Below are 13,932 nucleotides of genomic sequence, written 5' to 3' on the forward strand. Positions count from 1 at the left end.
GGCGGTCAGCCGCTGAACTGAGATTTTTCCATGTCTGTTGCCCAAGCTGTGCGTCATGACTGGACGCGCGACGAGATCCTCGCCCTCTTTAATCTGCCTTTCAACGACCTGTTGTTCCAGGCACACACCGTCCACCGCCAGTTTTTTAATCCCAATGAAGTGCAGGTCAGCACTCTGTGCTCTATCAAAACCGGCGCTTGCCCGGAAGACTGTGCCTACTGTCCACAGAGCGCCCGTTACGACACAGGCCTTGAGCGGGAAAAATTGATGGCGGTGGAAAAGGTTCTGGAAGAGGCCCGCGCGGCCAAAGCCAGCGGCGCCACCCGCTTCTGTATGGGCGCAGCCTGGCGTTCGCCAAAAGCCAAAGACATGCCCTATGTCACTTCCATGGTGAAAGGGGTTAAAGAGCTGGGGTTGGAAACCTGTATGACGCTCGGCATGTTGAGCGCTGAGCAAGCGCAAGAGCTGGCGGATGCAGGACTCGATTATTACAACCACAACCTCGATACCTCGCCCGAGTATTACGGCGAAATCATTACCACGCGCACCTATCAGGATCGTCTGGAAACTCTCGCCAATGTGCGCGCAGCGGGGATGAAAGTGTGCTGTGGCGGCATTGTCGGTATGGGCGAAGAAGTGAAAGATCGCGCCGGCTTGCTGCAACAACTGGCCAATATGCCGGAGCATCCGGAATCCGTGCCTATCAATATGCTGGTTCGCGTTGAGGGGACCCCGCTGGCGGACGAGCAGGATTTGGATGCATTCGAGTTTATTCGCACCATCGCTGTTGCCCGTATTCTCATGCCGAAATCCCACGTGCGTCTGTCCGCCGGGCGCGAGAATATGAACGAGCAAACCCAAGCCCTGGCATTTTTTGCCGGCGCCAACTCGATTTTTTACGGCGCAAAATTGCTGACCACTCCCAATCCGGAAGCCGACAAGGATCGCCAGTTGTTCAACAAATTGGGCATCAAACCGGAAGCTTACGAAGTTGAGCACAGTGATGAAGCCGAAGCCCACGCTCTGCTGGATCGCGTGAAAGCCGCACAACAGGACAAAGTTTTCTACAACGCCGCAAGTTGATCCTCGCCGCCGCGTATGCGGCGGTGCTCTGGTGTATTTATGTCCCTTTCTCTCGAACAGACCCTGCGGCAGCGGCTGGCCGAGCGCCAATCGCTGAACCGCTATCGCGAGCGCCCGATTGTGCAGTCCCCCCAGTCTCCGGATATCCGCGTGAACGGCCAGCGACTGACGGCGTTCTGCAGTAACGATTACCTGGGCCTCGCCAACCATCCCAAAGTCATCGAAGCCTTCCAGCAGGCGGCCAATCGCTACGGCGTTGGCAGCGGCGCTTCGCACCTGGTCTGCGGCCATTCGGATGAGCATCACAAGCTGGAAAAGGAGCTGGCGGACTTTACCGGGCGGGAGCGGGCGCTGCTGTTTTCCACTGGTTATATGGCGAATCTCGGTGCGGTCAATGCACTGATCGGGCGCGGTGATGCAGTATTTGAAGATCGCCTCAACCACGCGTCTTTATTGGATGCCGGATTGCTCTCCGGCGCGCGTTTTCAACGCTTTCGCCACAACGATGTGGCGCATCTGCGTGAGCAGCTGCAAGCCAGCGATGCGCGCCACAAACTGATTGTGGTGGACGGCGTATTCAGCATGGACGGCGACTTGGCGCCTCTGCCGGAGCTGGCGCAGCTGACGCAGGAGTTTGATGCTTGGCTGATGGTGGACGACGCTCACGGACTCGGTTGCCTCGGTGCCACTGGCGCTGGTTGTCTGGAACACTTCTGCCTGAATGAAGAGCAGGTGCCGATCCTGATGGGTACATTGGGCAAAGCCTTTGGCTCCTTCGGTGCCTTTGTCGCGGGCAGTGAAACCCTGATCGAGTCCCTGATCCAGTTCGCCCGCCCCTATATCTACACCACTGCGCTGCCCCCCGCCGTGGCTGCCGCCACCCGCGCCGCTTTGCGCCTAGTGCGGGAGGAGGGCGAGCGCCGGGAACATCTACAGAATCTGGTGCAGCGCTTCCGCGCTGGCGCACAATCCCTCGGTCTCGAACTCTGGCCCTCCGTATCCGCCATCCAGCCCATTATCGTCGGCGATGATGCTCGCGCACTGCGGCTGACCGAGGCGCTGCGCCGACGCGGCTTCTGGATCAGCGCCATCCGCCCACCGACAGTGCCCGAAGGCACGGCGCGCCTGCGCGTGACCTTGTCTGCGGCGCATACCGAGGCTCAGGTGGATGGGCTGCTGGAAGCGCTTGTGGAAAGCTGGCGGGAGGTGGAAGGTGCTTGATTCGTTTGCTCACGCCCTCACCCCCTGCCTCTCTCCCGGGGGGAGAGGGGAGTGGAATTGCCCTCCGTTAGGGGTAATGAAATCAGCGAATAAATTGAACTCTGATTCTCTTGGTCGATTTTTTGAGATGGCTCCGCACGGCTCCCCTCTCCCCCAGGGAGAGGGGCTGGGGGTGAGGGCGTCTGAGGCGCCAAGATGATCACCAGCAATAACCCACCCTTGGTCTTCCTCCACGGCTGGGGCAGCGATTCCAGCTTGTGGCAGCCGCTCTGCCAATTGCTTCCCGGTCAGCACTATTTTGTCGACCTTCCGGGGTTCGGAAATTTCGACTCGAAACTGTTAGACCTGGATACTTTTCTCGCTCAAGTAGCAGAGCAGCTGCCGCACAATTGTTATCTGGTCGGCTGGTCTCTCGGAGGCATGTTGGCGGCGCAACTCGCTCGCCGAAGCGACCGCGTGCGCGGGCTGGTGACCATCGCCAGCAACGCCGTATTCGTCGCGCGACCCGATTGGCCGGAGGCTATGGAACCCGCCACCTTTGCGCAGTTTTTAGCGGATTTCGCCAATACTCCGGTGGAAACCTGGACGCGCTTTTGCGCGCTGCAAACTCTCGGCGATAGCAAACGTAAAATCGTTGCAACTCTGCTGCGCCAACAATCTGCGCCCACCTCCGTAAATCACGTCACCTGGCTTCAGGGATTGCACTGGTTGGAGCAATTGGATAATCGCCAGATTTTGGCGGAACTTTCCATACCACAGCTCCATTTACTCGGCGCAGGCGATGCTTTGGTGTCCGCAGTAGCTGCCAGCCGATTGCGCGATTTATTGCCTGTTACAGCGGAAATCGAAGTTTTATCTGATCGCGGTCACGCACCGCATTTATCTGATCCGGAAACAGTTGCAGCAAGGTTGAAAGAATTTTTTGTTCCGCGCCTGGACAAACGCCGCATCGCGCGCTCATTTGGCGATGCTGCTGCAACCTACGACCGCTTCGCTCATATTCAACGCCGGGTTGCTGCTGATCTACGGGCGTTTTGCCCATCATTCGAGATCGATGCACCTGTTCTGGATCTAGGGTGCGGCACCGGTTATATGGCTGAACTGTTGCAGGAAAAAAATCCTTCTCTCAATGTATTTCTCGCCGATCTCGCTCAGCCCATGGTGCAAATCGCCCGCGAAAAACTGCATGGATTGCCCGGCATAGTGGCGGACGGTGAATGTCTGCCGATAACAAACAATTCGCTGTCGGCAGTGGTTTCCAGTTTGGCGTTGCAGTGGTGTAACCATCTCGATGTGGCCGTAAGTGAAGCTCACAGGGTTCTACAGCAAGGTGGCTATTTTGCGTTTTCCACGCTTGGCCCGGAAACCTTATGGGAATTGAAAAAAGCGTGGGAAAAGGTGGATTCCTATACACACGTTAATCAATTTCAAAATCCAGAATTCGTGCACGCTGCGCTGGATAAGGCGGGTTTTGGCGAAATCGAAATGCAGCGTTATTCGCTGGTGGTGCAATACAACGAATTAATGCAATTGTTGCGCGAGCTTAAAGGCATAGGCGCCCACAACATCAACCCTGGCAGCCGCCCCGGTCTCACTGGCGCGAAGCAAATGCGCCAGTTGGAAAATGCCTATGCGAGCTTGCGCGATAACCAAGACCGCTTCCCGGCAACTTACGATGTGATTCTGATAAGGGCGCTAAAGCCGTGAAAAATACATTCTTTGTTACAGGTACAGATACAGGCGTAGGCAAAACTCTGATCACTGGAGCATTGCTGCACTTGGCCGCGCAAAAAGGGCTGCGCGCCTACGGATTAAAACCCATTGCGGCAGGTTGCACAGACACTCCTGAAGGACTGAAAAACGAAGATGCTCTGCTGCTGCAAAGCCACAGCAACATCAAATTGCCCTACAGCCAGATAAATCCCGTCGCATTGCGAGCTGCCAAAGCGCCGCATATAGCCGCAGCAGAAGAGGGACGCCGTCTGAGCCTCGACCGCATAGTCGGCCTCTGCCGGGGCGCATTGATGCAGCCAGCAGATTTGCGCCTGATCGAAGGTGCCGGCGGTTGGCGTGTGCCGCTCAATGATTACGAATTCTTAAGTGGACTTCCTCTGCAACTGCAAACTCCCGTCATTCTCGTAGTCGGCCTGCGCCTGGGTTGCTTGAACCACGCTCTGCTGACCGCCGAAGCTATCCAGCGCGATGGCCTGCCCTTGGCTGGTTGGGTCGCCAACGGCATAGATCCACAGATGGACTCAGTAGAAGAAAATCTCACCGCCCTGCGCCGCTCCATTCCCGCGCCTTGTTTGGGTGTAGTGCCTGCGCTGGATGAGGTGAGTGTGGAGAGGGTGGTGAGATATCTGGATTTGGATGGATTGTTCAAAGAAGCTAAACGTGGCGCGCTGTGCTCCAAGGGGGAGGTTGGGAGTTCCTGAGAAATAACCCCACCCCAACCCTCCCCTTGAAAAGGGGAGGGGGCAAAACGGACTCCGTGTGGACCCTGCTACGGGAGAACAAACAAAGGATCATGTAAATGGACAAAAATTCCAACAAGCCTCAATTCAACCCATCTCACACCAAACCACTACGCCAAAATCTCCGCCGCAATCTCACTCCCGCAGAACGCATACTGTGGCAGCGTATCCGCAATAAACAACTCGGCGTTAAATTCCGCCGCCAACACGGAATAGGTCCATATATAGTCGATTTTTACTGCGCTGAATGTTCTTTGGTTATCGAGCTGGACGGTGAAACTCATTCAACAGCTTCGCATATCAATACGATCACAAGCGCGAAGCGTTTATGAGGTCGGCGGGAATTAGAATTTTACGATTTACGAATGGAAATATTGCGGAAAATATCGAAGGAGTGATCGCGATGATTGCCGATGTAATCATCGCGAATGCTAAATCAACGAGAACTTAAGTGATTGTTAACGGCTTTGCACTGGATTGGAAACATGCGGCCAACTTCGATTGTCAGGTCGTCACCTTGGCCGCGAATGGTATTGGGGCCGTTAGTGTAGACAAAGCCGGATGCGCTGCGTTCTTGTTGGAGTTCAATGGCTGTTCCGTAGCGTGTTAGCACGGCGCTATTGTTGTTAAAGCGCACGAAAACCTTTTCGCCATTGACACAGGAAAACGTCACGTTTTGCTCAGCTTTTCTCTGAGCGGTGCTGCAGGCGCAAACAAGGGAAGAGGCAAGCAAGGCGAAGAGTAGAGTTTTCATGGGGCTCCCCCGTTATTGTGTGTATATCTGTGTATGGCATACATCTTATTTAATCCATGGATGCCCGTTTGTAAAATTTTTTCACAGAAATTTTGCAAATCTATCCAGCCGAAAAGGAGCTGTAAAAACTGGCAATTGGCAAGTCGATCAGCAAATTATATCGACGGAATTTTGCTTCCGCGCTGTACAGCGGGGCGTGCCAGAAATTGCTTAAGTACACGTAATACTTCCGGAAATTGTTGGATTCCGACCAAGTCTCCCGCCGCGTAAAAATCGACAAGCGTATTTACCCAGGGAAAAATCGCAATGTCTGCAACGGTGTATTCGTCACCCATTACCCAGGTTTTATCACTTAAGTGGTGATTGAGTACGCGCAGTAAACGAGTGCTTTCCGTTGCGTAACGTTCGCGCGGGCGCGGATCTTCTATTTCGCGTCCGGCCATGCGGTGAAAATATCCCAATTGACCAAACATGGGACCAATTCCTCCCATCTGAAACATTAGCCATTGAATCGTTTGGTAACGACGGCTCGCCTCTGCTGGTAAAAATTTTCCGTATTTCTCCGCGAGATATAACAGAATTGCACCTGATTCAAATAATGCCAAAGGTTTTCCATCTGGTCCGTTAGGATCGAGGATTGCAGGAATTTTGTTGTTAGGGCTAACTATCAAAAATGCTGAGTGGAATTGCTCATTCTTGGTGATATTGACAAGGTGCGGATCGTAGGGCACGCCCAACTCTTCCAACAGAATGGAAGCTTTCTGGCCGTTTGGTGTCGGCATGGAATAAAGCTGGATATGAGTGGGATTTTGTGGCGGAAAACGTTCGTAGATCAGAGTCAGTGTGGTAGCAAGCATGTCGGTACAGCCTATAAAAAACCGAATCAATACGCAAATCAGCTAAATGAAAATTTAGTTCGTCCAAATGAAAATAAATTCCCGTCCAATCGAAAGTTACCGCTACCAAAGCGTCTATTCGGGAGACGGAAGTTGACCGCTGGTGACAGAATTGGCCGCGTTTTCCACTGCCGCTGCTGTTTGTGCGCCTACATGCTTGAGTGCTTCGCGCACGTCGTAGCCGCTTGGAGATTGGTAGACGCGCAGGCCGAATTCGGGAATGACGGCAAATATGTGGTCAAAAATATCCGCTTGCACACCTTCGTGTACGACCCAGGCTGTATCAGAGGTAAAAGCATAGACCTCCAATGGAATGCCTTGGGGGCCGGGTTGGAGTTGGCGGACCATTTGGATCATGCCGGAGTGAATGTTGGGGTTTGCTTTTAAATAAGCCGTTACATAAGCGCGGAAAGTCCCCAAGTTGGTCATGCGCCGACCATTGACCGGTGAGGATGGATCGACGTTATTTTCTTGGTTGTAGCGCTTGATCTCTGCGATTTTATTTTCGATATATGCACTTAACAGCTGCGCTTTACGTAATTTTTCCAGATCGTTTTCATCGAGAAATTTCACACTGGTCGCATCGATATTAATAGAGCGTTTAATACGACGACCGCCGGCCTCCGTCATGCCACGCCAGTTTTTGAAGGAGTCGGAAATCAGTGCGTAGGTGGGAATGGTTGTGATGGTTTTATCCCAATTGCGCACTTTCACTGTGGTGAGATTGATATCGATCACGTCACCGTCGGCGCCGTATTTTGGCATTTCCAACCAGTCGCCAACCGCCAGCATATTGTTGGCAGACAGTTGAATGCCGGCCACCAAACCGAGAATAGGGTCTTTGAATACCAGCAGTAATACTGCGGTCATGGCACCCAAACTGCTCAGCAGGATCGCGGGCGATTTACCGATAACCAGCGAGATGGCGTAAATCAGTGCGAGCAGGAAGGCCGCGAGTTTGACGCTTTGAAAAATTCCCCGCACCGGCAGTCGTTTGCCCTGCGGTGAGTTGAGCAGCAGGTCTTCCACCGTATCCAGCAGGGAAAAAAGTGAGAGCAGCGAAAACAGCAGTACCCAGAGGAAGATAAAGGTTTCTATGGCGGGTAAGACGGGCGAATCCGCCTCCAGCCAGATGCGCGCCTGGGTCAACAGAATGACGGCCTGCAGTGTCAGTGCAAGACGGGTAAACAATCTATGGCGAAAAAACGCAGCGTGCCACCAGCGTTGCGATTGTTTGGCGTAGATTTCCATCACTCGCAGGATGCCCTGGTGCAGCAATATATGGATTGCCAGGGCGGTGATCAGAATGATCCCCAGGATCAGCACTGCTGCTATCACGGGGGTGATGGTGAAGCCAAAAGACTCTAACCAGGTGAATAGACTTTCCCTCATAGGTCCTCGCAAATCTACATCGTCGAATAGGCTCGCTATCTTAAACGTCAGCCGAGTTATTGCCAGCTTTGATTGGTCCCGCAGTATTGGTTGTGCGATTGGATGACCAATTTTTATATTTGGTAAAACAAATTTTGTGGCGTTGGTCAAAGTATTTGGTTGGCGGATCCGCAATACTGCGCCTTCGGGCTTATTTCAACGCAAAATCAGAATACGGATACTCATATGAATAGATTGCACGGCGTGATCCTGGGGATCATGGCAGCGAGTTTGGCCGCGTGTGGGGGGGAGACTTCTACCAGTTCAACTTCATCCAACAGTTCAAGTTCTTCCAGTTCTTCATCCTCTTCAAGCAGTTCTTCTTCCAGCTCCAGTTCGAATTCTTCCAGTGGCGGTTCCGTTAATTCGCTGACGATACAAGAAGCGACCACAGGCTTTTGTTACGCGGATTACAGCGCTGCATCCGGCGGAGTCGATACGGAGCATGCTGGTTATACGGGTAGTGGTTATATCGATGTGCAAAATGCGCTGGGTTCCAAAATCGAGTGGCAGATCGATGCGTCGGAGACCAGCGTTTACACCGTCAAATTCCGCTATGCCAACGGTGCCAGTGGGGCGCGTTCGGGTGTTTTGACCGCCAATGGCAATGTAGGCGCTGCCGCGAACTTTACTTTTGCCCCGACTGGCGCTTGGTCAAGCTGGGCGGAGGAGAGTGCCGAAATATCATTGAACGCCGGTACCAACCGTTTGGTGCTGAGCGGAGTTTCCGCGGACAGTTTCGCCAATATTGATTCGATTACCATTTCCGGCCCGCGGGTAACGGCGCAATCATGTTCTGGCTCGAGTTCATCTTCTTCATCCTCATCGTCCAGTTCCAGCAGCAGTTCCAGTGGCGGGACGGGCAGCAATATGCCGCGCATGAGTGTGTCCCAGTTTGTCGGCTACGGTAGTCCGGTAACGGGTGGGGAAGGTGGGCAGGTGGTGACGGCGACGACCGGTACTGAAATTCACCGCGCCATTTGTCAGCGTGCATCCAAAACCGCACCTTTGGTCATCATGGTGAATGGCACCATTAATCACGGCAATACCACCAAAGTAAGTGGAAATTGTGATACAGCGGCAGATCGCATCCAGCTCAAGGGCGTTGCAAATATTTCGCTGATCGGCGTCGGTAAAAATGCGGTGTTTGATCAACTAGGTATTTTTATTCGCGATGCCGAAAACATCATCATCCGCAACGTCCACGTGAAAAACGTGAAAAAATCCGGCTCTCCGACATCCAACGGTGGCGATGCGATTGCCATCGAAGGTGGCCCGCAGACGCGTATCTGGATTGATCGCAATACGCTGGAAGCATCGGGCGGCGAAGACGATGGCTACGATTCCCTGCTTGATATGAAAAACGACACCACTTACGTGACTGTGTCCTACAACCATTTCCTCAATTCCAGCCGCGGAGGTCTTATAGGCGCGAATGACAGTCCCGATGGCAATAACTACATAGTGTTTCACCACAATTTTTATCAAAACATCGAGCAGCGCACTCCGCTGTTGCGTCGTGCGACCATTCATGTGTTCAACAACTACTGGGAAAACAATAGTTCGGTGAAGCAAATCCACTATGTAAATGCGCGGGCGGAAGGCAAGGCGTTGGTGCAGAATAATTACTTCAAAAACGTGAATAACCCACTGCTAGCCTCTACGGATTCCGATGTGCCCGGCTGTTGGGTTGCCAATGGCAACGTGTGGGACGGTGGTACCTATACACGCACGCCCAGCAATGGCGGTGCGCATTACGTGCCGGCCAACTGGCAGAGCGGCAATCTGAATGGAACAGTAGCCGGTTGCAGTGTCAGTGGCGCCAGCAATGTGCTGCTGGATGAGGCCGCCAATGTTCCGGCCATAGTCAAAACCCATGCTGGTGCTGGCAAGATGTAATCAGTCTGTTAAAACGGGGCTTCGCGCCCCGTTTTGTTTTTTGAGGTCACCAATACTCTTGTACAAACCGGCGATCTGATATGCCGGTTCCCTCTGCCTCATAAGTGGTCGTTAGCATAAAAAGGCTCTATGGTTGTAAGACTGGCCCCTTTTGGATTGATCAGTTAAAGCTCCTAATGATTAGCCTTGTGAATAAATCCGTCGCTGCATTGTTAATCGCCTTGTTCGTACCCTCTCTCCAGGCCGCAACCGTCTACAAATACAAAGATGCCAACGGGCGCTGGGTGATTACCGATAAACCACCGCAAGGGAAGGCGGTTGAGACAGTCGAACAACAGCGTCTGGTTTATACAGAAAAAAGTCCCACGGTCTCAGTCGTCAATCGCGGCAGCAAGCAGCGGCCGGTGCTGTATGCGCTCAATCAGACCGGTGGACCGGTGCAGGTGTGGCTGGAGTTTTATGTCCAGGAGAACTTGCGTCTGAGTCAGGAGGCGCCGTTCGAATGGGTAATCCCACCTTTTACCGAGCAGTTTGTGTTGCAGATGGAGGCCGCCGAGCCGAACAAAACCTGGGCTTATGAATGGTCCTATCGCTTTGTGCCGGGTGAACCGGTTAATACAGCGCAGTTGGGAACGCCGGAAATCGGTTTGCCATTTCGCGGCGGTCCCTTCCCGGTTACCCAGAGTTTTTACGGTGAAGCATCCCATAAACACTATGTGGAAGCGCATTATGCGGTGGATATCGCCATGCCCGATGGCACACCCATAGTGGCGGTGGATGATGGCGTGGTCACTGAAGTGGAACGGGATTTCAGCCGTTCAGGCTGGAGTGAGGAATATGCCGATGAAGCCAATTATGTCCGCGTGCTACACGCAAATGGCGCCATCTCGGTCTACGCCCATTTAGCGGCAGATAAAGTGGAAGTTGTGCCCGGGCAGGCTGTGCGACGCGGGCAGCTCCTGGCGTATTCCGGCAATACTGGCTTTTCCACTGGCCCCCATTTGCATTTCGTCATGCAGGCTAACGGCGGAAAAAAACTGCAGTCGATTCCTTTTCGCTTTCGCGGCCATCACGCACCGCCGGTTGCCGGTGAGCGTTTGGAGAATCATCAAAAAGATTAAAAAAGAATGAGCGGGGGCAGGGGTCTGGCGACTTATCTCCAGCCCTGCATATAGGTTAAGGCCTTGCCGAATTCCAAGGACTGAAGTGCGGCACTGAAGGCGAGAAAATCCGGCGCTGCCATTTGCTTTTGCAGATGGCGTTCCAGCTCCTCGAATAAATCGAACGCACGCAAATCATTTTCCGCCAAGCAGTCGGATAACAATTGCATTCGCTCTTGTAAGCGGCGCGGATGTTGCGTCTGCAGGGCGTATTTTTCTTTTTGCCGCTCCAACCATTCTGATGCGTCGCCGAGAAACAGGGAAAATTCCTGGTCCAGCCAGTCCAGTAGCTGGGTCACCAGATTGGTGGTTTCACCTGCATCCAGCAGCTGTTCCAACTCCACCGTCAATTCACAAACCCGTTGGCCGCCCAGGTTGGCAACGCTGCCACGTAAGGTGTGGAGCATATGGGCCGCCTGATGATATTGGTTGCGTTGAATGGCCGCGCGCATTTCCTGGATTGGCGCGTTGCCCGCATCCACCAAATTCTGCACGATTTCCATAATGGCTCTGGCCCGCGAATCGCTGCGGGCTATGTGATGCTCCAGTTTGCTCGGTTCGAAGATAGTGCTCGGTTGTGATTGAAAAGGATTGATCATATTCATGGCGTTATGCGGCCCGTCAGCTCGCTTCCTTTATTGTTTCTTGTTCTAGTGTGGCAACCTTGAATTGATTGCGTCCCGACGCTTTCGCCAGATAAAGAGCAGAATCTGCGGTTGTTATAAGGTTTTCCAAAGTGGTTCGGGTGTTGGGGGTCACTGTGGCTATGCCAGCGCTAACTGTGATAAAGGGCACGGCGCCAGCATGTGCATGAGGAATCGCCAGAGACAACACCCGCTCGCAGATCCAACGCCCGTACTTTTGCGCGTTTTGTAGATTGGTATTGGGCAGGACCACGGCGAATTCTTCGCCGCCGTAACGCGCGACAAATTCGCCGGGGCGGCGCGACCCAGCGCCAATCGCCTGGGCTACTTCGCGCAGGCAGATATCACCCTGAAGGTGTCCGTAGGCGTCGTTATAGGGTTTGAAGTAATCGATATCCAGCAGGGCAAGCGTCAGCGGTTGCTGCTGGCGATTGTGGCGCTTGAGCTCAAGGCGCGCCTGGTTTTCGAAGTAGCGCCGGTTGTAAACCTCGGTCAGCCCGTCTTTATCCGCTAAGGCTTGCAACAGGCTCTTATGCGATGACAAGGCGATATGAGTGCGGACGCGGGCTTGAAAAATGGCGGGTTGGAAAGGAGCGGCAATGAAGTCGACTGCTCCGGCTTGTAGTGCGGCGAGTTCCAGCTCCCGCTCCTGTTCTTCCGCCAGTATGAGAACGGCGCAGTCTTTCGAATCCCGGTGTGCTTTTAGCCGTTTGCACAAGTCGATTCCGCTGTTGTCACCGACGCGGGCGGCAATGATGATCAAGTCCGGTTTGCGGTGGCAGGCCATAAACTGGCCGGATTTGACCGACGTGGCGAAAATCACGTCGCCGGACTCCTTCAAGAGAGCTCCGAGCCTGAGCAAGGCCTCGGTGTCGGAATGGATGACCAGAATGAGATTATTCTTTTTCTTTGGCTGCACGACTCAAACTCCCTTGGCCCCAGATGATTTTGAGTCTAGTCAAGGCCATACCAAACGAAACGAAATGGCGGAATTCGATCACAAAAAGTTATATGCCATCCGACGAATGGTTCGTTAGGTCGACTTAGCGGAGTTCGGCGTTCGTCAAATCGTCGCTTTGTGACGCATAAATTTTCGCCAACCGTTTTGGTCGTTGCTTTTTACCCCGCCTCCTCATAGAATTGCGCGCCCTAAAACCGCCGGCCCTTTTAGGCTGGTATCTCCTTGCCTCACTCCATCAGGGGGAGGCTATTAACCCGTAAGGAGCAAAAATGCGTCATTACGAAATCGTTTTTCTGGTTCATCCAGACCAATCAGAGCAAGTGCCTGGCATGATCGAGCGTTACAGCTCTGCCGTGACCAGTTCTGGCGGTAAAGTACACCGCCTGGAAGACTGGGGTCGCCGCCAGCTCGCCTATCCAATCAACAAAATCCACAAAGCTCACTATGTGCTGATGAACATCGAGTGCACAGAAGAAACTCTGGAAGAGTTGACCACCAACTTCCGTTACAACGACGCAGTTCTGCGCAACCTGGTTGTGCGAACCGACGAAGCCGTAACTGGTGAATCCGCCATCATGAAAGCGGAAAAAGAAAGCCGCGAACGCAAGCAGCGCGCTGAGCGCCGTCAGGAAGAAGCAGCCGCACGTGCGGAAGCTGAAGCCGAAGATGGCGTTGAAGATGACGCTGAATTAGAGAATGAGGAGGAATAATCCATGGCACGTTTTTTCCGTCGTCGTAAGTTCTGTCGTTTCTCCGCTGAAGGCGTTAAAGAAATCGACTACAAAGATCTCGAAACGCTGAAAGCCTACATTTCCGAAACCGGCAAAATCGTACCCAGCCGTATTACCGGAACCAAAGCTCGTTATCAGCGGCAGCTGTCTACCGCCATCAAGCGCGCGCGCTACTTGGCCTTGCTGCCTTACTCTGACAGCCATCAATAAGGGGTGCTGCAATGGAAGTTATTTTGCTTGAAAGAGTGGGCCGTTTAGGCACCGTAGGTGACCGAGTCAAAGTGCGCTCTGGTTACGGCCGTAACTACCTTCTGCCCCAGGGCAAAGCTATCACTGCAACTGCCGCCAACATCGCTGCTTTTGAAGCGCGTCGCGCTGAATTGGAAGCCGCTGCTGGTGAGCGTCGCAAAAACGCTGAAACCCGCGCTGCCAAACTGGCTGAACTGGTTGTTACCATCACCGCTAACGCTGGTGACGAAGGCAAACTGTTCGGTTCCGTTGGTGCTCGTGACATCGCTGAAGCGGTTACTGCAGCTGGCGTTGAAGTAGCTAAGTCTGAAGTTAAACTGCCTGCAGGTACTCTGCGTGAAGTTGGTCAGTACGACATCACTCTGCAATTGCATGAAGATGTCGCTCAGACGGTCAAAATCGTTATCGAAGCTCAATAAGTTGAGAGCA

The 13,932-nt window shown here is 53.4% G+C and carries 15 protein-coding genes and 1 pseudogene; 11 read left to right on the plus strand and 5 right to left on the minus strand.

Annotation, left to right across the window (positions count from 1 at the left end; all coding sequences use genetic code 11):
- Nucleotides 1-30: 30 nt before the first annotated feature.
- From bioB to DWB84_RS19310, 6 genes and pseudogenes are all read left to right on the plus strand, one after another.
- A complete protein-coding gene (gene bioB, locus DWB84_RS02155) occupies nucleotides 31-1,083 on the plus strand; it encodes a biotin synthase BioB (protein WP_187408112.1) in 1,053 nt (350 codons plus the stop codon).
- Between the two features lie 39 nt (nucleotides 1,084-1,122).
- On the plus strand, nucleotides 1,123-2,304 hold the full coding sequence (bioF, locus tag DWB84_RS02160) for an 8-amino-7-oxononanoate synthase (RefSeq protein ID WP_187408113.1): 1,182 nt from the start codon (nucleotides 1,123-1,125) through the stop codon (nucleotides 2,302-2,304).
- Nucleotides 2,305-2,499: 195 nt separating this feature from the next.
- Nucleotides 2,500-4,011 carry a malonyl-ACP O-methyltransferase BioC gene (bioC, locus tag DWB84_RS02165; RefSeq protein WP_187408114.1) on the plus strand — a complete coding sequence of 504 codons (1,512 nt, stop codon included), beginning with the start codon at nucleotides 2,500-2,502 and terminating at the stop codon, nucleotides 4,009-4,011.
- Complete coding sequence (gene bioD / locus DWB84_RS02170) at nucleotides 4,008-4,739, plus strand: dethiobiotin synthase (RefSeq protein WP_187408115.1); 732 nt, start codon at nucleotides 4,008-4,010, stop codon at nucleotides 4,737-4,739. Before bioC ends, bioD begins: the two co-directional genes overlap by 4 nt.
- Nucleotides 4,740-4,837: 98 nt before the next feature.
- Nucleotides 4,838-5,110, plus strand: a complete 273-nt coding sequence (locus tag DWB84_RS19305) for an endonuclease domain-containing protein (protein ID WP_222867984.1) — start codon at nucleotides 4,838-4,840, stop codon at nucleotides 5,108-5,110.
- A pseudogene (locus DWB84_RS19310) lies at nucleotides 5,089-5,229 on the plus strand (DUF559 domain-containing protein); the annotation flags it as partial. The gene DWB84_RS19305 and the pseudogene DWB84_RS19310, both read left to right, overlap by 22 nt.
- On the opposite strand, the gene DWB84_RS02180 reads toward DWB84_RS19310, so the two are convergent.
- From DWB84_RS02180 to DWB84_RS02190, 3 genes are all read right to left on the minus strand, one after another.
- A complete protein-coding gene (locus DWB84_RS02180; RefSeq protein ID WP_187408116.1) occupies nucleotides 5,215-5,532 on the minus strand; it encodes an MliC family protein in 318 nt (105 codons plus the stop codon). The pseudogene DWB84_RS19310 and the gene DWB84_RS02180 sit on opposite strands and share 15 nt — an antisense overlap.
- A gap of 155 nt (nucleotides 5,533-5,687) precedes the next feature.
- Entirely contained in the window at nucleotides 5,688-6,389 is a 702-nt protein-coding gene (locus DWB84_RS02185) for a glutathione S-transferase N-terminal domain-containing protein (RefSeq protein WP_187408117.1), read from the minus strand.
- Between the two features lie 114 nt (nucleotides 6,390-6,503).
- The gene (locus tag DWB84_RS02190; RefSeq protein WP_187408118.1) at nucleotides 6,504-7,820 is read right to left on the minus strand and encodes a mechanosensitive ion channel family protein; all 1,317 of its coding nucleotides are present in this window, start codon (nucleotides 7,818-7,820) and stop codon (nucleotides 6,504-6,506) included.
- 225 nt (nucleotides 7,821-8,045) lie between these two features.
- Between DWB84_RS02190 and DWB84_RS02195 the strand changes: the two genes are divergently transcribed.
- Together DWB84_RS02195 and DWB84_RS02200 are read left to right on the plus strand one after the other, a co-directional pair.
- Complete coding sequence (locus tag DWB84_RS02195; protein WP_187408119.1) at nucleotides 8,046-9,758, plus strand: carbohydrate-binding protein; 1,713 nt, start codon at nucleotides 8,046-8,048, stop codon at nucleotides 9,756-9,758.
- A 188-nt stretch (nucleotides 9,759-9,946) separates the two neighbouring features.
- On the plus strand, nucleotides 9,947-10,879 hold the full coding sequence (locus tag DWB84_RS02200) for a M23 family metallopeptidase (protein ID WP_187408120.1): 933 nt from the start codon (nucleotides 9,947-9,949) through the stop codon (nucleotides 10,877-10,879).
- A 32-nt stretch (nucleotides 10,880-10,911) separates the two neighbouring features.
- Here the strand turns inward: DWB84_RS02200 and DWB84_RS02205 are convergent, their stop codons facing one another.
- Nucleotides 10,912-11,523, minus strand: a complete 612-nt coding sequence (locus DWB84_RS02205; RefSeq protein WP_187408121.1) for an Hpt domain-containing protein — start codon at nucleotides 11,521-11,523, stop codon at nucleotides 10,912-10,914.
- 16 nt (nucleotides 11,524-11,539) lie between these two features.
- Nucleotides 11,540-12,481, minus strand: coding sequence for a diguanylate cyclase domain-containing protein (locus DWB84_RS02210; RefSeq protein ID WP_187408122.1), 942 nt, complete (start codon nucleotides 12,479-12,481; stop codon nucleotides 11,540-11,542).
- Nucleotides 12,482-12,792: 311 nt separating this feature from the next.
- Here DWB84_RS02210 and rpsF point away from each other — a divergent pair, with 311 nt between their 5' ends.
- From rpsF to rplI, 3 genes are read left to right on the plus strand one after another with little or no spacing between them, the layout of a single operon-like run.
- Entirely contained in the window at nucleotides 12,793-13,233 is a 441-nt protein-coding gene (gene rpsF / locus DWB84_RS02215) for a 30S ribosomal protein S6 (protein ID WP_187408123.1), read from the plus strand.
- Between the two features lie 3 nt (nucleotides 13,234-13,236).
- Nucleotides 13,237-13,464, plus strand: coding sequence for a 30S ribosomal protein S18 (rpsR, locus tag DWB84_RS02220; protein ID WP_187408124.1), 228 nt, complete (start codon nucleotides 13,237-13,239; stop codon nucleotides 13,462-13,464).
- An 11-nt stretch (nucleotides 13,465-13,475) separates the two neighbouring features.
- The gene (gene rplI / locus DWB84_RS02225) at nucleotides 13,476-13,922 is read left to right on the plus strand and encodes a 50S ribosomal protein L9 (protein WP_187408125.1); all 447 of its coding nucleotides are present in this window, start codon (nucleotides 13,476-13,478) and stop codon (nucleotides 13,920-13,922) included.
- Nucleotides 13,923-13,932 lie beyond the last annotated feature (10 nt).

The sequence above is a fragment of the Saccharophagus sp. K07 genome (assembly GCF_014336955.1).
Taxonomy (GTDB): Bacteria; Pseudomonadota; Gammaproteobacteria; order Pseudomonadales; family Cellvibrionaceae; genus UBA5868.